The 20,872-nt window shown below is 56.0% G+C and carries 20 protein-coding genes; all 20 read left to right on the forward strand.

Features of this window, described 5'->3' with window-relative positions; translation table 11 throughout:
- Nucleotide 1: 1 nt before the first annotated feature.
- The 20 genes from BM181_RS04985 to BM181_RS05080 all read left to right on the forward strand — a co-directional run bounded on the left by BM181_RS04985 (nucleotide 2) and on the right by BM181_RS05080 (nucleotide 20,869).
- Entirely contained in the window at nucleotides 2-634 is a 633-nt protein-coding gene (locus BM181_RS04985) for a sigma-70 family RNA polymerase sigma factor (RefSeq protein WP_075442706.1), read from the forward strand.
- Nucleotides 635-783: 149 nt separating this feature from the next.
- Nucleotides 784-1,314 carry a hypothetical protein gene (locus BM181_RS04990; RefSeq protein ID WP_082336176.1) on the forward strand — a complete coding sequence of 177 codons (531 nt, stop codon included), beginning with the start codon at nucleotides 784-786 and terminating at the stop codon, nucleotides 1,312-1,314.
- Nucleotides 1,315-1,348: 34 nt separating this feature from the next.
- Nucleotides 1,349-3,322, forward strand: a complete 1,974-nt coding sequence (locus BM181_RS04995) for a BamA/OMP85 family outer membrane protein (RefSeq protein WP_075442708.1) — start codon at nucleotides 1,349-1,351, stop codon at nucleotides 3,320-3,322.
- Between the two features lie 34 nt (nucleotides 3,323-3,356).
- Nucleotides 3,357-4,655, forward strand: coding sequence for an acylphosphatase (locus tag BM181_RS05000; protein WP_075442709.1), 1,299 nt, complete (start codon nucleotides 3,357-3,359; stop codon nucleotides 4,653-4,655).
- A gap of 144 nt (nucleotides 4,656-4,799) precedes the next feature.
- The gene (locus BM181_RS05005) at nucleotides 4,800-5,264 is read left to right on the forward strand and encodes an OmpH/Skp family outer membrane protein (protein ID WP_075442710.1); all 465 of its coding nucleotides are present in this window, start codon (nucleotides 4,800-4,802) and stop codon (nucleotides 5,262-5,264) included.
- Nucleotides 5,265-5,334: 70 nt separating this feature from the next.
- Nucleotides 5,335-6,468, forward strand: a complete 1,134-nt coding sequence (locus BM181_RS05010) for a hypothetical protein (protein ID WP_075442711.1) — start codon at nucleotides 5,335-5,337, stop codon at nucleotides 6,466-6,468.
- A 20-nt stretch (nucleotides 6,469-6,488) separates the two neighbouring features.
- Nucleotides 6,489-6,938 (forward strand): OmpH/Skp family outer membrane protein, encoded by a 450-nt coding sequence (locus tag BM181_RS05015; RefSeq protein ID WP_075442712.1) that lies wholly within the window; start codon nucleotides 6,489-6,491, stop codon nucleotides 6,936-6,938.
- Nucleotides 6,939-6,959: 21 nt separating this feature from the next.
- A complete protein-coding gene (lpxD, locus tag BM181_RS05020; protein ID WP_075442713.1) occupies nucleotides 6,960-7,979 on the forward strand; it encodes a UDP-3-O-(3-hydroxymyristoyl)glucosamine N-acyltransferase in 1,020 nt (339 codons plus the stop codon).
- 75 nt (nucleotides 7,980-8,054) lie between these two features.
- Nucleotides 8,055-8,921, forward strand: coding sequence for a lysophospholipid acyltransferase family protein (locus BM181_RS05025; protein WP_075442714.1), 867 nt, complete (start codon nucleotides 8,055-8,057; stop codon nucleotides 8,919-8,921).
- Nucleotides 8,922-8,995: 74 nt separating this feature from the next.
- A complete protein-coding gene (gene lpxC / locus BM181_RS05030) occupies nucleotides 8,996-9,826 on the forward strand; it encodes a UDP-3-O-acyl-N-acetylglucosamine deacetylase (RefSeq protein WP_082336177.1) in 831 nt (276 codons plus the stop codon).
- Nucleotides 9,827-9,862: 36 nt separating this feature from the next.
- Nucleotides 9,863-10,303 (forward strand): 3-hydroxyacyl-ACP dehydratase FabZ, encoded by a 441-nt coding sequence (gene fabZ / locus BM181_RS05035; RefSeq protein WP_075442716.1) that lies wholly within the window; start codon nucleotides 9,863-9,865, stop codon nucleotides 10,301-10,303.
- A gap of 191 nt (nucleotides 10,304-10,494) precedes the next feature.
- Nucleotides 10,495-11,310: an acyl-ACP--UDP-N-acetylglucosamine O-acyltransferase gene (lpxA, locus tag BM181_RS05040; RefSeq protein WP_075442717.1), complete on the forward strand. Its 816-nt coding sequence runs from the start codon at nucleotides 10,495-10,497 to the stop codon at nucleotides 11,308-11,310.
- A gap of 24 nt (nucleotides 11,311-11,334) precedes the next feature.
- A complete protein-coding gene (locus BM181_RS05045; protein WP_075442718.1) occupies nucleotides 11,335-12,141 on the forward strand; it encodes an LpxI family protein in 807 nt (268 codons plus the stop codon).
- Between the two features lie 82 nt (nucleotides 12,142-12,223).
- A complete protein-coding gene (lpxB, locus tag BM181_RS05050) occupies nucleotides 12,224-13,387 on the forward strand; it encodes a lipid-A-disaccharide synthase (RefSeq protein ID WP_075442719.1) in 1,164 nt (387 codons plus the stop codon).
- A gap of 16 nt (nucleotides 13,388-13,403) precedes the next feature.
- Entirely contained in the window at nucleotides 13,404-15,134 is a 1,731-nt protein-coding gene (msbA, locus tag BM181_RS05055) for a lipid A export permease/ATP-binding protein MsbA (protein WP_075442720.1), read from the forward strand.
- Nucleotides 15,135-15,152: 18 nt separating this feature from the next.
- Entirely contained in the window at nucleotides 15,153-17,660 is a 2,508-nt protein-coding gene (gene lpxK, locus BM181_RS05060; RefSeq protein WP_075442721.1) for a tetraacyldisaccharide 4'-kinase, read from the forward strand.
- Between the two features lie 31 nt (nucleotides 17,661-17,691).
- Nucleotides 17,692-18,423: a 3-deoxy-manno-octulosonate cytidylyltransferase gene (gene kdsB, locus BM181_RS05065; RefSeq protein WP_075442790.1), complete on the forward strand. Its 732-nt coding sequence runs from the start codon at nucleotides 17,692-17,694 to the stop codon at nucleotides 18,421-18,423.
- Nucleotides 18,424-18,457: 34 nt separating this feature from the next.
- Nucleotides 18,458-19,285, forward strand: a complete 828-nt coding sequence (kdsA, locus tag BM181_RS05070; protein WP_075442722.1) for a 3-deoxy-8-phosphooctulonate synthase — start codon at nucleotides 18,458-18,460, stop codon at nucleotides 19,283-19,285.
- A 50-nt stretch (nucleotides 19,286-19,335) separates the two neighbouring features.
- Complete coding sequence (locus tag BM181_RS05075; RefSeq protein WP_075442723.1) at nucleotides 19,336-20,307, forward strand: KpsF/GutQ family sugar-phosphate isomerase; 972 nt, start codon at nucleotides 19,336-19,338, stop codon at nucleotides 20,305-20,307.
- A 1-nt stretch (nucleotide 20,308) separates the two neighbouring features.
- Complete coding sequence (locus BM181_RS05080; RefSeq protein ID WP_075442724.1) at nucleotides 20,309-20,869, forward strand: KdsC family phosphatase; 561 nt, start codon at nucleotides 20,309-20,311, stop codon at nucleotides 20,867-20,869.
- Nucleotides 20,870-20,872: the final 3 nt, after the last annotated feature.

Below are 20,872 nucleotides of genomic sequence, written 5' to 3' on the forward strand. Positions count from 1 at the left end.
GATGCAGTTTGAACAATATGTCGCAGCGCTGCAGCAAGTGAAGACCTTGTCCCCTGAGCGGGAGCGCAGGCTTTGGCAGGCCTACAAAGAGGAGGGGCAAAGCGAAGCCCGCCGCCTGCTCATCGAGTCTTACCAGCCGTTGGTGTTCAAGCAGGCGGTGCCTTACCGCAACCTGCAGAATATCATGGATATCGTGCAGGAAGGTACTATTGGCCTTATCGAGGCGGTGGAAAGCTATGATCCGCAGCGCGGTGTGGCTTTCAGCCTGTTTGCCGTGCATCGCATCCGCGGGCGCATGCTGAATTACCTGCACAAGGAGGGCCGCGTGGATGTTGCCTGTATGGATGCGCGGCCGGCCGATGGCGGCTTGACTCTCAAGGAAAATCTCATGGATCTGAGCCCCTCGGTCACCGAGCAGGCTGAGTCCAATGAGCTGGCAGCCAGACTGCATCAAGCGATGGAGCGGCTGCCGGCACGCGAGCGCGCCGTGCTGGAGAGCATGTACATGCAGAGTGAGGAGGCTGGCGATGTGGCTGCAGGGCTGCAGGTCAGCAAGTCACATATCTACCGGCTGCAGAAAAACGGCATCCGCCGCGTGCGTGGCATGTTGTCGCGTTTCATGCAACATTGGTGAAAATGGCTGAAAAACAGTGAAATCAAGCTCAATAGGGCTTAAAATCAAGGATAAATGCCAACGTTTATCCAAAACCGCGTTATATTGCAGGTCACGCTCTATATAGCCAATTGGATTATAAGATAGAGTGGGTTACAGGAGGTTATGTGATGGCGGACCGGCGCAAAACGCAGAAAAATCATATCCGGGCAGCCCGGGATTGGCTTGGCGAGGCGGAGCATTCCTTGGAGCATGAAAATGACATCCAGGGAGATCTCAAGCTCATGCTGGCACGGGCGGAGCTGTCACAGGTAAAAGACAGTCCGCGCTGTGCGTGGCTGAAGTGCTGGGCAAAGCGGCTATTGCCGCCTGTGGTTGCGCTTTTACTCGTGGCGGCTGGTATTTTCGCTAGTGGCCGTCTGGCAGGTGATGAAGTGCCGCCTGGGCCGCAGTCTCCTGCCGTGGACGACATAGCAGATCCGGTCACGCCGCCTGTTGTGGAAGAGCAGCCGCAGCAGGCAGCTGGTGAAGCTGCAACTGCACCAGCCAAAGCTGAGGCCGGGGCCAGGGAGGCAGAAGCTCCCGCTGCGACGACGGCTGCTCCGGAAGAGAAAGCAGCGGTGCCAGCCCCAGCGGCGGTGCCGGATGCGCAGAAACAGCGGCTCATGCAGTCGGCAGGCAAGATCCTGCGGCAGCAATGACGATAGAAAACATCAACCTTAGGAGGTTTGTCTGTTGAATAGAAAGAATGAACGATTCCTTGCCTATGCGGTTGCATTGGCTACCAGTTTTTCCGCGTTCCCTGGCGCTGCTCATGCAGCCGAGGCTGAGGTACCAGCCGTGACAGCCAATGCCGAGGCGGCACCTCCTGCTGGCGCAACTGTTGAGGCAGCTGCTGATGCTGCTGCGCAGCCGCAGGCCGATAAGTCTGCAGCTGCCGATACTGCAGCTGGCAGTGCTCCGGCAGAGCAGACGGCGGCTGAAAAGCCGGATGACTCTGCTGTTGATACACGTACGGCGGAGTGGTCGCAGAAGCGCCCGCAGGAAAAAGCCATCAGCGATATGCTGAGCCAGTATGAGGGCAAGACCATTGTCGATACAGTCTTTGAGGGGGCGACAAGTCTTACGGAAGGCACGGCCAAGGCGGCCATCGGCATGCATACCGGTGATATGTTCACGGCGGCTGGTCTCAACAAGGATCGTGATGCTATCTATAACACGGGCTATTTCTATGATCTCTACCCGTCCTTCGAGGTGGTGCCTGAGGGTGTGGTCATCACGTATCATGTGCTGGAGAATCCGGTGCTGAATGATGTGAAGATCTCGGGCAATACGGTGGAATCGGACGAGGTGCTCTATGGTCTTGTGACGGTCAAGAAGGGCGAGATCCTGAATAGCCGTACCCTGCAGGAGAGCGTGCAGGCTATTCAGGACCAGTATCGCAAGGATGGCTATATCCTGGCCAAGATCACGGATATGAACATTGACCGTGAGGGGGCACTGCAGCTCAAGATCAACGAAGGTGTGCTGGAAGGCTATAAGGTCAAGGGAAATTCGAAGACCAAAGACCGCGTCATCCTGCGGGAGATGCGCCAGAAGGTAGGCGAGCCGTTCAACTCCAAGAAGGCGCGCCGCAGTATGCAGCGTGTCTATAACCTCGGCTTTTTTGAGGATGTTAACATCAAGATGAATCCAGGCGTTGAGCCGAATGCTGTTGTCATGGAGCTCGATGTCAAGGAGAAGCGTACGGGTACCTTTGGTATCGGTGCGGGCTATAGCAGCCAGGATGGTGTCCTTGGTATGATCAGTATCGGCGACACGAACTTCCTCGGCACTGGTGATGCCATCAATCTGACTTATCAGAAGAGCGGCGGCAACCGCGATGCACAGGGCTATACGTTCTCTTACCGTAAGCCGTGGCTTGATTCCAAAGAGACTGTTGGTACGCTGCGCCTTTACAACCGCACCTATGAATATGACGATTATAATACGGATGGCGGCCTGATCGAGTCGTATATGCGCAAGTATGCGGGCGGTGAGATCACGTTCGGCCGGCCGGTCAGTGAGTATTCGACGAACTATATCACGTTCCGCAATCGCGATGATAAATACGTACGGCATACCGGTGGCAGCACATATCCTGCCGGCCGTAAGGGAACGGCTTGGGAGAAGGAAAACTTTGGTACTACCCGCAGCGTTACACTCGAGCATGTCACAGATACACGCGACAATGTCTACAATCCGACGACGGGCGGCCGTGTCAGCTTGATGGGTGAGGTAGCCGGCTTGGGCGGTGATTTCAATTTCCAGAAAGTTACCATTGAGGATAAGCGCTATGTCAAGGTAGGCCATGCACAGGTTATCGCTTTGCGTGGGCAGTATGGTGTTGGCCGTGGTCATATCTCGTACTTCAATAAGTTCAAATTAGGTGGCCAGGATTCATTGCGTGGTTACCGCGACGACCAGTTCCGCGGCACACGCATGATGCTGGCTACGCTGGAATATCGTTTCCCGCTGGCCTCCAAGGTCCAAGGTGCGTTGTTCACGGACTGGGGTGCTGCCTGGAGCGATGGTCTGACGCCGAAAGACCTCAAGGGGAGTATCGGTGTCGGCCTGTCGCTGAACACGCCGCTGGGGCCGCTGCGTCTCGACTACGGCCGTGGCAGCAATGGCGGCCGTGTTCACTTCACGGTAGGCGGTGCATTCTGATAATAGGCAGGGGAGAAAGGAAGTGCCAGGCTGCATGAGGTATGTAGCAGTTGCACTTGCGATGTTCTGCAGTTTTCTGTGCATGGTGCCGTCCGTGCTGGCAGCGCCAGCCCCCCGTATTGAGCAGGTGACGGCTAAAGTTACTGCCGCCGGCAGTCTGCCGCCTTTGGTCCAGGAACGCATGGAGCAGAGTGTGGGGGCGATTGCCCGCCAGCTATTGGAAGGCAAGCCGGTTGCTGAGCCGCCAGCAACGCGCCGGCAACAGGAACAGCTCATCCATGAGGTATTCGATAAGGTGCTGGTTGGTTATACCGTCAAACGTGTAACCATCCAGCCAGCGCCGATTGCAACGGTGGCGGTAGAGCTATACCCTTGGGCAGATACCATCCAGCAGGTGGATGTAAAGACAAGTGTCGAAGGCATGTCACCGCGCATCGAGAAATTGGTCCGGCAGGATATCGCTGGGGTGGAGCAGGTTTTCCAGGCAGCGCTGACGGGTCTGCCGACTGCGGCTTCGGATTGGACGAATGGTGTGCTCAAGCATCATCTGAACGATTATCTGGCTGAGCATCTGCCGGAGTTCCGGGCTGATTTCGAGCTGGATCCGGAACAGGTGACGAAGGTACAGCTAGTGCTTTATCCGCGGCTGCCAGTGGTGCGAACCGTGGATCTATCCATGCGATCGGATACGGTGCCGAATTTCACGCTGCTCAATCATCGCCAGCTTGTTCAGGAGAAAGCCGATGAGCTAGTGGGGGTTCCTGTGGCCTTCGTGGCTCGGCACAAGCAGGAGCTCTCGCGGCAGTTCGCCGAGGAGCTTGACTGCCAGCCGGATTTCCGGATCATGCATATGAAGACGCAGATGACGCTGGAAGTAGCTGAGCAGCTGCAGATCATGAGCCGTTCAGATACGAGCCGTTACCGGCTGCGGCTTACTGGCTGGGCCGATGTTGGCCGCAGGAATAGTAGTGGCAAGGCGGAAGATGAGAATTTGATGCTGCGCCTGCATGCGGGCAGCATGCTGTCCCAGCAGGATGAGCTGTTCCTGTTGCTGGATTTTGCCCCGCAGGCTGTGAATTGGCGTTGGGCTTTGGGGTATGACCGCTTGTTGAGCCCCTATACGCATGGGCAGATCCGTTATGATTTCACGGCGGGGGATTTTGTGCTGGCGGCCACGCAGCAGCTTTCCCCACGCTGGCTGCTGCGTTATGAGTACCGGCTGGCCGATGCGTTGGGAGAGGCTGCTGTGCGCTATAAGCTTCACGACTTCCTGAGTGTGGAGTATCTCATTAATCGGCGGCAGAAGTGGTTTCGATTTATAGGCAATTTCTAATGGATGATGCCGGCTTGATCGGCGGAAATTTGCTTGAATAAGAAATGAGAGTTTGTTATAATGAAATTCGTATATGGCGGCGAAGCCAGCCATAGCGGAATCATAACTCTTAAACAAACCCGCAAGGGAAAAGGAGAAAGAAAAATGGTTAAATTAGAGAAAAAACAGGTCAAGATCATCAGCGTACTGATTGCGATTGTATTTATCGGTTCTGTTGTAGCTTTAGCCCTGACGCAGTCGGGTTCGGGTATTGCCAGCGCTGCCAGCTCGAATGTTGGCGTCGTTGATTACAACCAGATCATGAGCCAGCATCCGCAGGTGCAGGCAGCCAGCACGGAAATGCAGCAGGCTGTCCAGGATGCCCAGAAAGAGTTCGAGTCGAAGGCGGCAAACATGAACGACCAGGAAAAACATGACTATTATCAGCAGACACAGCAGCGTCTGCAGCAGAAACAGCAGGAACTGATGGAGCCAATCACGAAGAGCGTTGAGGCTTCCGTCAAGAAGGTGGCCGAGCAGAAGGGCCTTTCCGTTGTTCTGGAGAAGAGTGCAGTCGTTTACGGTGGCACCGACATCACGCAGGATGTTGTAAAACAGGTAAGCAAATAAAACGGGATATAGACCTGGAAATACCGAGCCACTTGTTGCGCTCGGTACTTCTTTTAGGGGGGAGACGGGCATGGACGAGGAAAAAGCCACGGAGGATGGCGCTAGAAGACGGCGCCGTAATATCGCGGCGGGCGCAATCGCTGCAATCTGTTTGCTTGCAGCAGGTGCGGGAATCTTCCATAGCCTGGTTCGCCCGCCAGGGGAAAGCCAGCAGCAGGCGCTGGCAGCTGATGCCGGCCTGATCGACTGGCAGAAGGTCATCGAAGCACATCCAGATCATGCGCGGCTCACGAAGCTGCGTGAAGAATGCAAGGTGCTGGAGCTGGAGACGAGTGAAGTCGAGGATATCTTCACCGTCAAGCCGCCAGAGCAGGATCCTAAACCCTTGGAGGATTCGGTATGGGCGAAGAATGCACTGGACATCGTCGGCCAGCGGGCTGAACTGGAGCGCAAGAGCAAGCGCATTGCAGCGGAGTACCGTGCGCAGACTGAGGCGGCTTATCAGGAACAGATCCGGGCAATTGATGAGGAGTATCTCAACGATATCCTGAATATCAACATCAAGCTTGATAATCAAGAAGCGATGCATAATCCGTTGGATCCGGAACGGCAGCTGGCAGAAGAACGCGCAATCTGGCTGCAGCAGCGTGAGCAGTTGCAGCAGGAACGCGGGCGGCGTCAGTATGAGCTGAGGCAGGCCTATGAGCAGCAGGTCGCGGCGCATGTCCAGCAGGTCCTGGGGCCGGAGCTTGCCGCTTGGCGGGCGAATCTGCCCCAGCAGCAGGCCCAGCAGCGGGCAGCCGCTGCTGCCACGCAATCCGAGGCAGACAAGCGCAATGCTGAGACCATGCAGAAGCAGATGGAACTTGCGCAGCAGGTCCAGCAGCGGCTGGCAAAGCGCCAGGAATTACTGGCCAAACAGGCGCAGCTGCAAGCTCTGGAGGCGCATATTTTGAATGATGTGGCTGGCAGAGCGGCGAAGATAGCGATACTGCATCATTTCACCTTGATATTGGTGGATCATCCTCGTGTGCTTACGAGCTTTGCACCCGATCTGGAGCAGGCCGATCCGCTGCATCGTACGTATAGCCGAGCTATCGGCGTGACGACGGTGGATGTGACTGATGAGCTCGTACAGGAAGTGCAGACGCTTACGCCTGGCAGTGATGCGCAGGTTCAAGATACAGATAATACTAAAGGTTAATAGAAAGAAGCGGATTACAGATGAAATTACGCAAGAAATCAACGGCCCTGCTGATGGCGGCCTTTGCCTCCATGATGCTTATGAGCGGCTGTGGCCAGGCAAAGATTGGATATATCGACGGCGAGCGGGTGACGAAAGAAGCTCCGCAGATCGCATCGCTTGTCGAGGAGGGCAATCAGAAGCTGCAGGAAGCCCAGACGCAGGCAGAAGCAGATCTCAAGCAGAAATTGCAGGAAAATCCGAATATGAGCCAGGAAGAAGCGCAGAAGCTGCAGATGGATACGCAGCGCAAACTGCAGGGACTCAATCAGTCGTATGCGCTGCAGCTGCGTCAGAAGGTAGATGCGGCACTGGCTAAAGTGACCAAGGACAAGAAACTGGATGCAGTAGTCAACAATTCCCAGGAGCAGCCGATTGCCATTTCGGGGGCTACGGATGTGACGGATGATGTCATCAAGGAACTGCAGTAAGGATTAGATGGGAGAGGAATCATGAAGAAAACGTTGCAGGAAATCGCCGATTTCCTTGGTGGCCGGGTGGTAGGTGATGCGGCCATCGAAATCCACGGTCTCGACAATATCGAGGGGGCAGGTGCAGGTGACTTGACCTTCGCCGTGGAACCTCACATCGAGGAAGCGAAGACCTGTCAGGCGGCTGCTGTCATGCTGCCGGAGGGGGCTGGGGAGTTCCCGAAGACGGCGCTTTATGTGGAGGAGCCGCGTGCAGCTTTTGCAAAGCTCTTGGAGCTTTTTACGCCGAAGCTCGAATTCCCGCAGGGGGTCAGCGATAAGGCGCATATCGGCAAGGATGTGAAGCTGGGCAAGGATGTTGTCATCATGCCGTTCGCTGTGGTGGATGATCATGCGGTGATCGGTGATTGCGTTACCTTGTATCCGCATACTTACATTGGCCAGTATGCGGAGGTGGGCGATGACAGTGTGATCTACTCGAATGCAACGGTCCGTGAGCACTGCCGCGTAGGCAAACGCTGTGTGATCCATAGCTCGGCAGTCATCGGATCTGACGGCTTTGGCTTCACGACTAAAGACGGTGTACATACGAAGGTGCCGCAGGTCGGCAATGTCGTGCTCGAGGATGATGTGGAGATCGGTGCCCACGACGGTATCGATCGTGCGGCCATGGGGTCGACGGTCATCGGGAAGGGCACGAAGATTGACAATCTCGTGCATATCGGCCATAACTGCAAGATTGGGCCGAACTGCCTGATTGTTGCCCAGACGGGTATTTCCGGTTCGACGACAGTGGGCCATAATGTTACTTTTGGCGGCCAGGTCGGCACGGTTGGCCATATCAAGATTGGGGCCAATTCGGTCTATGCGGCCCGTTCGGGCATTATCGGCAATATGCCGGAGGGCGTGTTCTGCGCGGGGTTCCCTGTGCAGCCGCATGCTGAGTGGCTGCGCATGCAGGCAGCTATGAAGCATTTGCCGGAGATGCATAAGAAGCTCAAGCAGCTCGAAAAGAAGCTCGCCAAGTACGAGAAAGAGTGATTTCATTTAGTAACAGGCCTCCTCGTTTTGAGGAGGTTTTTTACTGTGGTTACCGGAGCGATTAGGAGGAGGAAAATGGTATCTTATTATCTGCTTAAAGCAATCAGTGCCATTGTCTGTCTGCTGCCGCGCGGATTCGTCGAGGCCATTGGGCAGGGGCTGGGCAATTTTGCTTGGCTGGTCATCCCGCGGAAGCGCAAAGTGCTGGCTCATGATCAGATCGTTGCTTGTTTAGGCGTTACGGATAAGGAAGCAGAGCGGATCGCAAAAGCCAGTGTCGTCCGCTTTGGACCGATGTTGTTTGAAGTATTGCGGTTTCCAGTAATCAAGAAAAATCCGCAGGCGTATGTGCGCATCGAGGGGCTTGAAAAGCTGCAGCGGGGAATGGCCGAAGGACGCGGCGCTGTGATAGCTTCGGCGCATAGCGGCAACTGGGAGCTCATGGGCGGTGCGTTTGCCATGGCTGGCATTCCCCTCGTCGGCGTGGCCATGAAGCAGAAATCGTCCGGCTCAGACCGCTTCATCAATGAGTATCGCACACTGATTGGTATGCATATCACTTACAAGACCGGTGTGCGGGAAATGTTTGATATGCTGAAAAAGGGCTGGGCAATCGGGCTCATCATGGATCAGGACACGAATCGCCATGATGGCCTGGTACTGGATTTCTTTGGACAGCCGACGAACTGTACGCCAGGGGCGGCATCCATGGCCAGGTTCCAGGATGTGCCGATCTTCACTTCGTTCATGCATCGCGATGCCCAGGGGCGGCATACTTTGTTTGTCGAGGGTCCGTTCCATGTGGAAAAGACGAAGGATAAGCGCGAGGATGTCCGGCAGATGACGCAGTTTCTCACCCATGAAATCGAGAAACATGTGCGCAGATATCCAGAGGAATGGTTCTGGCTGCATGATCGCTGGAAGTCTATCCGTGAGGAGTAGGTGGCCAGAACTTGCGCAACCAGGCATTGTCCGTTAAAATAGAGAAAGGTAATTGACTGTCGGGAGGATTAATTTTGCAGAATCAGATTACATTGGCCCAAGAGGCTGCCTATACCGGCGTCGGTCTGCATTCGGGACGTGACGTCCATATGGTGTTGAAACCGGCTCCGGCAGATACCGGAATCGTCTTTATCCGCACGGATCTGCCGGAGCGTCCGCAGATCCACGCCGTGGCCATCAATGTCACGTCGACGCTGCGGGCGACGACTGTGGAGGAAAACGGCCATAAGGTATTTACGATTGAGCATCTCATGAGTGCATTCCACGCGCAGGGCATCGATAATTGCTATGTGGAAATGGATTCGGAAGAGCCGCCGGTAGCTGATGGCTCGGCGCTGGCTTTTTTTGATCTCATGCAGCAGGCGGGGCGTCAGGAGCAGGCAGCGCCACGCCGTGAGGTAGTGATTGATAAGGTTTACCGCATCGACGATGAAGAGCATAAGCGCTTTGTCATGGTGCTTCCCTATGATGGGTTTCGTGTGAGCTTTACTTCGTTGAATCCGCACAAGCTTATCGGTGTGCAGTATGAGAACTTCGAAATCACGCCGGAGACGTATCATCAGGAAGTAGCACCGGCGCGCACGATTGCTTATGAAAAGGAGATCAAGGCTCTGCAGGAGATGGGATTGGGCCTTGGTGGCACGCTGGACAGCGTCATCGTCTACAATGATGAGGGGTGGCTGAATCCGCTGCACTTCGAGGATGAGCTCGTGCGCCATAAGATACTGGATGTCATCGGTGACCTGCGGCTGGCTGGGCCTATCCGTGGACATGTCATCGCTGTGGCTTCCGGGCACGCGCTGAATACACAGCTGGCTAAGAAGATAGCTGCTGAACTGGGATGAAAAAGAGTTGATTTTTAAGAGGAAGAAGGAATAACCATGGTATTAGATATCAACGAGATTCAGAAAATCCTGCCGCATCGTCCGCCGATGCTGCTGGTAGACCGCATCATTGAGATCGATCCGATGAAGTCGGCTACGGGTATCAAGAATGTCACGATGATGGAGGACTTTTTCCGCGGACATTTCCCGGAGCATCCAATCATGCCAGGTGTGCTGATCCTTGAGGCTATGGCGCAGGTCGGTGGTGTCATGATGCTGTATCCGGAGGAGAACCGCGGCAAACTGGCGCTGTTTGGCGGCATGGAGAATGTCAAGTTCAAACGCCAGGTCGTTCCTGGCGACCAGCTGGTGACGAAATCCCATATTGTCCGCGTACGTGGCGATTTTGGCATGCTGCATTGCGATGGCTATGTCGATGGCCAGCTGGCAGCATCGGCGGATTTTAAGTTCGCCATGCGAGACGGCGATAAACTGTGATTTTTACCGGTTTTTGCCAGAGAGAAAGAGATAATCTTTGTTCAACTCGATAAACGCCTGGATTTGCTGTCAAATGCGATGTTAAAATTTGAAGTTTACTGGGGAGTATATATAAAAGGACAGAGCAAAGAGGACTGCCATTCTGTGTAAAACGGAATGGCAGTTTAGGATAGTTGAAGGAGTTGGAGTAGATGAATACTGAAAATAGCAGTATTACGAAGCATATACACGAAACCGCAATCGTAAAGCCTGGGGCAAAGATTGCGCCGAATGTTGAGATCGGCCCGTATTCGGTGATCGGCGAGAATGTAGAGATCGGCGAGGGTACTGTGATCGGCCCGCATGTGGTCGTTACCGGCTGGACGGAAATCGGCAAGGACTGCCATATCTTCCAGGGGGCATCGATTGGCGAGGATCCGCAGGATCTCAAATTCAAAGGGGAAAAGAGCTATACCTACATCGGTGATCGTACGACCATCCGTGAGGGGGCGACGGTTCACCGTGCCACCGGCGAAGGCGAGGAGACGCGCATTGGCTGTGACTGCCTGCTTATGGCATTGACGCATGTAGCCCATAACTGCGTGATTGGCAACCATGTCATCATGTCCAACTTGGCTAGCTTGGCCGGGCATGCAATCGTGGAGGACCGGGCGGTCATCGGCGGCATGACCGGTGTGCATCAGTTCGTCAAGATTGGCCGCAATGCGATGGTCGGCGGTATGTCGCGGCTGACGCAGGACGTTGTGCCGTACACGATCGTCAATGGCCAGCCGGCTAAGGTGGTTGGCCTCAATAGTGTGGGCATCTCGCGTGCAGGCATCAAGATTGAGTCCCGCCGTAATCTCAAACAGGCCTATAAGATCCTCTACCGTTCGGGGCTGCGTATGCAGCAGGCCATTGCGGTCATCGAGCAGGAAGTCGATTCCTGTGAGGAAGTGGATCATCTGCTGCGCTTCCTGCGCAATGCTGAACGCGGCATCTGCCGTGAGCGCCGTGATGCCGAATAACGATTGATCAAGGGAGTTATCCGCATGGAGAAGATTGGACTGCTGGCCGGCATCGGCTTCCTGCCGGTAGAGTGCGCCAAGGCAGCCAGAGCACAGGGCTATGAAGTCTATGTTGTCGCCCTGCTGCCAGAGACCGAGAAATGCCTGCAGGAATATGCGACGGATTATCAGGAAATCGGCGTATTCAAGGTGGGGAAGATCCTCAAGTATCTGCGCGATAAAGAAGTCACGCAGGTCACGATGATCGGCAAAGTCACAAAAGAGCTCTTGTATGCACATAAGACGATGCCGGACTTCAAGACGATGCAGATCCTCATGAGTCTCAAGAACCGCAAGGACGACACGGTCATGGAGGCTTTGGTGGATGTTTTGGAGAAGAATACCGGGGCAAAGGTCGTCGATCAGACGGCCCTGATCCGTCCGCTGATGCCGGCTGCCGGCACGCTTACGCGCCGGCAGCCGACGGCTGAGGAGCGCAAGGACATGGAGTTCGGCTTCAAGATGGCGAAGGAGATCGGGCGCATGGACGTCGGCCAGACTGTGGTGGTCAAAGACCTGGCAGTCATGGCATTGGAGGCCATCGAGGGGACGGATGCCTGCATCCGCCGCGGTGGCCAGCTGGCCCGGGGCGGTGCCGTTGTGGCGAAGGTCGCCAAACCGCAGCAGGATAAGCGCTTCGATGTGCCGGCCGTTGGTCTCACGACGCTCAAGACCATGGTGGAGGTTGGAGCCAAAGCTTTGGTCATCGAAGCTGGTGAGACGCTGCTGGTGGAGAAGGACAAGGTCTTGCAGCTGGCTGATGCGAACGATATCACTATTGTCGCGATGTGATTGGGAGACGCAGTGGATACGAAAAAATTGTGTCCACTTGCGTCTTTTTTGTGTATAATAGAGAGTGGACTATTATGAGGAAATGCAGGAGGTGATTCGCATGAAAATCATGTTTTCTGCCGGGGAAGCATCCGGCGATGTACATGGCGAGCAGCTGGCCACGTCGATTCTGCGCATGGATCCATCGGTTGAGCTTATCGGCTTTGGCGGTGCGCAGATGGAACAGGCAGGAGTACGGCTCTATGAGAATTTTGCCGATTACAATGTCATGGGCGTCTGGGAAGTGCTCAAGAATCTGCGGCGCATCCTGAAATTATTGGACGGGCTTACAGCGTTTATGCGTGAAGAGCGGCCGGATCTGTTGGTGCTTATCGATTATCCGGATTTCAACTGGCGGCTGGCCAAACGGGCCAAGCAGCTTGGTATACCGGTGTTCTCGTATATTCCGCCATCGGCTTGGGCCTGGCGCAAGGGGCGGGCCAAGTCCTGTGCGAAGCTGGCCGATGAGTTTGTGGCCATCTTTCCGCATGAGCTGCCCGTCTATGAGGCAGCGGGAGCGAATATCTCGTTCGTAGGCAATCCGCTGGTCGATAAAGTCCGGGCTAAGATGCCACGCGAGGAGGCGCGGCGCTATTTCCGCATTCCGGCGGACAAGACGGCGGTGCTTTTGATGCCGGGCAGCCGCCGCCAGGAAATCGAGCTGCTGCTGCCGGCGATGCTGCGGGGGGCCAAGCTGCTGCTGGAGCGCAGACCGGACACACTGCTGCTGCTGCCCGTAGCCGATGGCATCGACGAAAGCCGTATCCGGCAGCTGATCGATGCGGCTGGGGTGACGGTGAAGCTGGTGCATGATGACCGGTACTCGCTGATGGGGGCTGCCGATGCGGCAGTGGCCACGTCGGGGACCGTGATCATGGAAGCGGCGTTGCTGGATCTGCCGTGTGTGGTTCTTTACCGGCTGTCGCCGCTATCGTATGCGATCGGCCGGCTGCTGGTCCATGTGGAGAATTTCAGCCTGCCCAATATCCTGCTTGGAGAGCAGTTTGAACGGGAGCTGCTGCAGGATGAGGTGACGCCGGAAAACATTGCCGGTGAGCTGGAGAAGCTCTATCCGGGGCATCCGCACCGCAAGCTGGTGGTGGATAAGCTCCAAGCCGCTTGTGCTAAACTGGGAGGCCCCGGCGCATCGTTCCGCGTGGCGGAGAAGATCTTGGCGGCGGCGCGCCGTTTGGCGACAGCAAAATGATTATCGGGGGACAAACATGAAGAATTATCGACGGCTGCTTCAGTATATGCGGCCTTATCTCAAGCAGCTGTTCTTGGCTATCATCTGTATCATTGTGGCAGCCGGCTGCAATCTATACCTGCCTTGGATCATCAAGGATATGATCGATAAGGTGCTGGCTGAAAAAGACATGATGATGCTCAACGTGATCTGCGTGGGAATCGTCGTGGTATTTTTAGTGCGCGGTATTTTCTATTACGGCCAGTCGTACCTGGTGTCGTATATCGGACAGAAAGTCATCATCGATGTGCGCGAGGTCATGTTTCGCAAGTTCCAGCGCATGCCGATGGCTTACTTCGACAAGCATCAGACGGGCGAGACCATGAGCTTCATCACCAACGATGTAGCGGCAATCCAGTCCGCACTTGTCGATCAGCTCATCGAGATGGTTACGGAAGGTTCCATCCTCATCGGCTCGATTGCGATGATGATCTATCTGGACTGGAAGCTCTCTTTGCTGACCCTGGTGGTCATTCCGCTGGTGGGCCAGGCTATGAAGATATTCGGCCGCAAGATCAAGCGTAACGGTACAGTCATCCAGGAGCGCATGGCTGATATCACCTCGCTTTTGCAGGAGAGCATCTCGGCTATCCGTGTCGTCAAATCCTTTGTGCGTGAGAAATATGAGACGGATCGTTTCCAGCGCCAGAATCAGCTCAACTTCCAGGCGGCCATGAAGAATGTGCAGCTCACGAGCCTGCTGACGCCGACCGTTGAGTTCCTGGCAGCGGTATCGGTCACCTTCATCGTTTGGTTCGGCGGCTATGAGGTCGTCAACAATGAGATGACGGCCGGTGCACTTGTGGCCTTCCTGACCTATGCGGTCAATCTGGCCAATCCGGTCAAGCGCCTGTCGCGCGTCTATGGCAACCTGCAGCGTGCGATGGCTGCTGTCGACCGTGTCTTCGCGGTCATCGACCTTGAGGAGCCAATCCACGACAAGCCTGGTGCCAAGCCGCTGCCGGAAATCGCCGGTGCGGTCAAGCTCGATAAGGTGACCTTCGAGTACAAGAAAGGTGTACCAGCGCTCAGCGATGTATCGCTGGAGGCCAAGCCAGGCCAGATGATTGCGTTTGTGGGGCCCAGTGGTGCCGGCAAATCGACGATCGCCAACCTGATCCCGCGGTTCTACGAGATCACGGAAGGGGCGATTTCCATCGATGGACAGGATATCCGGGATGTCACGGTAGCTTCGCTGCGAGAGCAGATCGGTATCGTGCCCCAGGAAACGGTGCTGTTTTCGACGACGGTGCGTGAGAATATCCGCTATGGACGCCTGGATGCGACGGATGAAGAAGTCGAGGCGGCGGCCAAGGCGGCCAATGCCGATGAATTCATCCAGAACTTGCCGCAGGGCTACGACACGAAGATCGGTGAGCGCGGCATGAACCTGTCAGGCGGCCAGCGCCAGCGCATGGCCATCGCGCGGGCCATCTTGAAGAATCCGCGCATCCTGATCCTGGACGAGGCCACGTCGGCGCTGGACACGGAAAGCGAGAAGATCGTACAGGCGGCCCTCGATAAATTGATGGTAGGCCGCACGTCCTTTGTCATTGCGCATCGTTTGTCGACCATCTTCAACGCAGACCAGATCTTCGTCATCGATGGCGGCAAGGTTAGCGAGCATGGAACGCATGAGGAGCTGTTGAAGCGCAATGGACTGTACAGTTATCTGTACAACATCCAGTTCAACAAGCAGAACGTCTAAGGAGGAAGGGAAAGAGATATGCAATTTCTCTACAATATAGCGGCGATACTTGTCGTCATATTGATCATCCCCGTGTTCATGGTCCGTTCGGTCCGTGAAAAGGGCTTTGTGGAACGGATTCGGCAGAGTCTCGGGTTCTTTCCCGCCCATGCGCTGGATAAGGTAGCCAAGAAGCACTGTATCTGGGTGCATGCGGCTTCGGTTGGCGAGATCGTCGCCACGAGTCCGCTCATCAAAGAATTCCGCCGCGAGTTCCCGAAGACGCCGATCATGGTGTCGGTGGTCACGACCAGCGGCTATGAGATGGCGAACCGCATCATCAAGGATGCAGATGCCATCATCTATTTCCCGTTGGACCTGCCGTTTTTGGCTGGCAGCGTGCTGCGCCGCATCCATCCGCGTGTATTCCTGCCGGTGGAGACGGAGCTTTGGCCGAATTTCCTGAAAACAGCACGGCAGATGCATATTCCGGTCATGATGGTCAACGGCCGCATCAGCGATCGCAGCGTCAAGCAGTACAAGCATCTGCGCAGCATCCTGACCGATATGATCGGCACCGTGAAGAAATTCGCCATGCAGTCGCAGATTGACGCGGACTATATCATGCGCCTCGGCGCGCCGCCAGAGCTGGTCACTGTCACGGGCAACACGAAGTTTGACCAGACCTATACCGATGTGAGCGCCGAGGAAAAGGCGGAAATCATCGCAGAGATGGGGCTGACGGATAATGAGGGGATTTTCCTGGCCGGATCGACGCATCGCGGCGAGGAGGACTTTGTCCTTGCTGCCTTTGCGGCTGTGCGCCAGAAGCATGCAAGGGCCAAGCTGGTCATTGCCCCGCGTGAGCTGCTGCGCACCCAGGAGGTCATCCACCTGTGCAAGAAAGCAGGGTTTACGGTCACAACGCGCACGAAGCTCCAGCAGCAGGCATCCCAGGATGAGGATATCGTGATCCTCGATACGATTGGCGAGTTGGGCAAGGTGTACAGTGCCGGTGATGTCGTTTATGTTGGCGGCAGCCTCATCCCCCATGGCGGGCACAACATCCTCGAGCCTGCGGCCCATGGCAAAGCCATCATCGTGGGGCACCACATGTTCAATTTCAAGGATACCCATGCTTTGTTCAAGAATCGCGATGCTTGCATCACCGTCGAGAATGAGAAGGAACTGGTAGAGGAAACGGTGCGTCTCTTTGACGATCCGGATCATCGTCATCGTATGGAGGCGGAGACGCTGGCCATTGTCAACGAGAATAAGGGAGCATCCCGCAAGTCGGCGGTGATCCTGCGCGAGACGCTCGAAGAATACGAGAGCGATCCTGAGAACCGCCAGCTGGCTCGTTCTACGCAGAAAATCGACAATTTCCAGACATACTTCATCGATCTTGTCCACAGCAAGGAAGTCAATGGCTTCTGTGCGCATATCATCATGGCGGTGCTGTATGTTTTTTCCCGGATCTATGTGGGCCTGGTCAACCTCAAGCTGGCCGGGTATCGCATCGGTCTGTTCAAGCAGCGTCGCCTTGGCTGCTATGTCATCAGCCTCGGCAATGTGACGGTGGGCGGAACGGGCAAGACGCCGACGGCTCAGCGGCTGGCCACGGATATCCGTGATATGGGCTATCGCGTGGTCATCCTGAACCGCGGCTACCGGGCCAAATGGCACGGTGAGGTCGGCATTGTCTCGGATGGCCAGCGGCTGCATATGAGCGCAGCCGAGGCCGGTGATGAGGCCTTCATGCTGGCCAAGCATTTGCCCAACGTGCCGGTGCTTATCGGTGCTGAACGCGCTGTAACGGGACAGTATGCTATCGACCATTTTGGCGCTGAGGTCGCAATCCTCGACGATGGCTATCAGCATTGGCAGCTGGAACGTGATATGGATATCCTGCTCATCGATGCCGTCAATGTTTTCGGCAATGGCTATATCCTGCCGCGCGGCACGCTGCGTGAGCCGGTATCCCATATCAGCCGTGCGGATGTCTGCCTGATGACCAAGGTCGATCAGGCAGCGGCCGGCTCCTGCGAGTATATCCGTGAGACCGTCAAGCGTTATAATCCGGCGGCAACTGTGGTGGAAAGCATCCATCAGCCGCGCTGCTTTGTGCCGCTGGCGGACTGGTATGTTGATATTGCCGGCGAGGGCATCGACGTGAGCCAGATGCGCGGCAAGAAGATCATGGCCGTATCGGCTATCGGCAATCCGGCCTCGTTTGAGCAGACCCTGTCGGATCTGGGCACGGTCATCCTCGAGAGCCTGCGCTACCCGGATCATCACGATTATACGATGCAGGAGATGGCTGACATTCTGCATCAGGCAAAGAACATGGGGGCCGAGGCCATCGTCATCACGGAAAAGGATGCAGTCAAGGTTCCGGCGGAGGTCATCCAGGCTGGCTGGGATATCCCGGTTTATGTCATCTGCGTAGAGGTAACGTTCCAGACGGGGCGGGATGCCTTCTGCCATATGCTCAAGGATCGGCTGGAAGAGCGTCTGGGCCCCAGAGAGACAAAACAAAACAAGTAGTCATGATTCCCAGGAAAGGATGGTATATGCCATGAATGTATTATGTGTCATACCTGCCCGCTACGCTTCAACGCGCCTGCCGGGCAAACCGCTCAAGGATATCGCTGGCAAGCCGATGGTCTGCCGTGTCTATGACCGGGCTGCCAAGGCGGCCAAGGTCAGCCGGACGCTGGTCGCTACGGATGATGAACGCATCCTGCAGGCGGTAGAGGAGCATGGCGGTGAGGCCATGATGACGCGCAAGGACCATCCGACGGGAACGGATCGGCTAGCTGAGGTGGCGGCGGCTTTCCCGGATGCGGAGCTCATCATCAACGTGCAGGGCGACGAGCCGCTCATTGAACCGGCGCTCATCGACGAGCTGGCCAGCGTGTTCGAGGCGGACAGTGAACTGCAGATGGCTACCGTAAAGACCGAGATGACGGAGAAGGATGAACAGGAAAATCCCAACAACGTCAAGGTTGTCACCGATAAGAATGGTTACGCGCTCTACTTCTCACGGTCGCTGCTGCCGTATCCGCGCCATGCGGGCTGCCCGGTATACAAGCATATCGGCATCTATGCCTATAAGCGGGATTTCCTGCTGCAGTATGCCAAGATGGAGTCGACGCTGCTGGAGACAGCAGAGTCCCTTGAGCAGCTGCGGGCGCTGGAGAATGGCTACCGCATCAAGGTGGTCGAGACGAAGGCTAAGTTTGTCGGCGTCGATACGGCCGAAGATCTGCAGAAGGTCAACGAGATTTATCAGAAAATGGGTTTATAATAAGAGTTGTAAATTTTTTAAAGGAGAGGCGAGTATGAACAAGGTAAAAGTGGGAAACTTTGAAATCGGTGGCGGCGAGAAACTGACGCTGCTGGCTGGGCCATGCGTGTTGGAGGGCCTTGACCGCTGCCTGCTGATCGGCCGCACCATCAAGGAAATCTGTGCGCGTCTGGACATCAACTACGTATTCAAGGCTTCGTTTGACAAGGCCAATCGTTCCTCCTTCCATAGTTTCCGCGGTCCGGGCATGGAAAAGGGCATCGAGATGCTCCAGCAGATCAAAGAGGAGCTTCAGGTACCGGTAGTCACGGATATCCACGAGACGTATCAGGCTGAGCCGGTGGCGAAGGTGGCAGATATCCTGCAGATCCCGGCTTTCCTGTGCCGTCAGACAGATCTCCTGCATGCGGCTGCGCAGACGGGGCGGGTCGTCAACGTCAAGAAAGGCCAGTTCCTGGCACCTGAGGATATGCGCAATGTAGTGGACAAGCTCCACGAGAGCGGCTGCAATCAGATCATGCTGACGGAGCGCGGCGCTTCGTTCGGCTATCACAATCTCGTGGTCGATATGCGTTCGCTGCCCATCATGCGTTCCTTCGGCTATCCGGTGGTCATGGATGGCACGCACAGTGTCCAGCTGCCGGGCGGCAATGGCACGACTTCGGCTGGCAACCGCGAATACGTCGAGTATCTTGTCCGGGCGGCAGTCGGTGCTGGTATTGATGCACTGTTCCTTGAAGTCCATGACAATCCGGAGGAGGCACTCTCTGACGGCGCCAACATGGTTTATCTGGACAAGCTTGAGGATCTGCTCAAGGATGCTGTTGCTATCCATGAGATCGTGCGCCAGAAGAGAGGCTGAGCAAACGCTGATTTCGGTTCGTTTACGGGCATAAGGGGAAAAGACTTGTGATGAAGATAAAAGAAAAGGCAATTGAAACACTGGAGATTGAAGCTGAGGCTGTACTGAAGCTCAAGGAGCGCATTGATGATGAGTTCGTGGCGGCTGTGCAGTGCATCCTGGACTGTCAGGCACGCGTTGTCGTGACCGGTATGGGCAAATCGGGCCATATCGGCCGCAAGATCGCGGCTACGCTGGCGAGCACTGGTACGCCGGCATTCTTCATGCATCCGGCTGAGGCCTTCCATGGCGATCTGGGTATGGTCACGGAGCGCGACGTAGTTATTGCCATCAGCAATAGCGGCGAGTCGTCGGAAATCGTCAATATCTTGCCGATCATCAGCCGCATCGGCGCGACGATCATCGCGATGTCAGGGCGCCGTGAGTCGCAGCTCGGCAAGGCCTGTGACCATTTCATCGATATCGGGGTCGCGCGCGAGGCCTGCCCGCTCGGACTGGCTCCGACGGCCAGCACGACGGCGACGCTGGCCATGGGCGACGCCGTGGCGATGGCGCTGATGTCGGTGCGCCATTTCACAAGTCAGGATTTTGCTCTTTATCATCCGGGCGGAGCTTTGGGCCGCCGCTTGCTCCTCAAGGTCGCCGATGTCATGCATACGGGCGAGGAGAATCCGATTGTCCTGCAGGATAAGACGGCGAAGGATGCGCTCTTCATCATGACGGACAAGGGCCTCGGGGCTGCTTCGGTGGTGGATGAGCAGGGCAGATTTGTCGGTCTCATCACCGATGGCATCATCCGCCGGGCACTGGCCAAGGATTACAAGTTTCTTGACGAGTCGGTCAAGAACATCATGTTCGAGCAGCCGCTCACCATTGCGCAGGATGAGCTGGCGGCGGCGGCACTCTCGGTCATGGAGAAGCATAAGCCGCGTCCGGTCACCGTACTGCCGGTCATCGATGATGACCAGACGCCAGTGGGCATTGTCCATCTGACGGATCTGCTGCGTCAGGGGGTTGTCTGATATGGAACAGAAGAGTGGTGCGTTGGAGCGGGCGCAGGCCTTGAAGCTGATCATCTTTGATGTGGATGGCGTGCTGACTGACGGCGGGATATATATCGGCGAGAGCGGCGAACTCTACAAGCCGTTCTTCTGCCGCGATGGACTGGGCATCACGCTGGCACATAAAGCCGGCCTCAAGACAGCCATCATCACGGGGCGCAAGTCCTCTCAGGTAGCTTTCCGCGCTGGGGAGCTGCATATCTCGGAGGTGTTCCAAGGCAGCTTGGATAAGCGCGCAGCTTATCGCACGCTGAAGGAAAAACTCAATCTGCGGGATGAGGAAATCGGCTATATCGGCGATGATCTCATCGACCTGCCCATCATGTGCCAGGTCGGTCTGCCGATGGCCGTGGCTGATGCGGTGCCGGAGGTTCGCCAGCAGGCATTGCTGACGGCGGGCTTTGCCGGTGGCCAGGGGGCTGTCCGGGAGCTGATCGAATTCATCCTGAAGGCGCAGGGCAAGTGGCAGGCACTGCTTCAGGACTTTTACGAGCCGGACGCTGGAAGCGGCTTGGCTCAGTGATAC

Source organism: Pseudoselenomonas ruminantium, from assembly GCF_900113715.1.
GTDB classification, from domain to species: Bacteria; Bacillota; Negativicutes; order Selenomonadales; family Selenomonadaceae; genus Selenomonas_A; species Selenomonas_A caprae.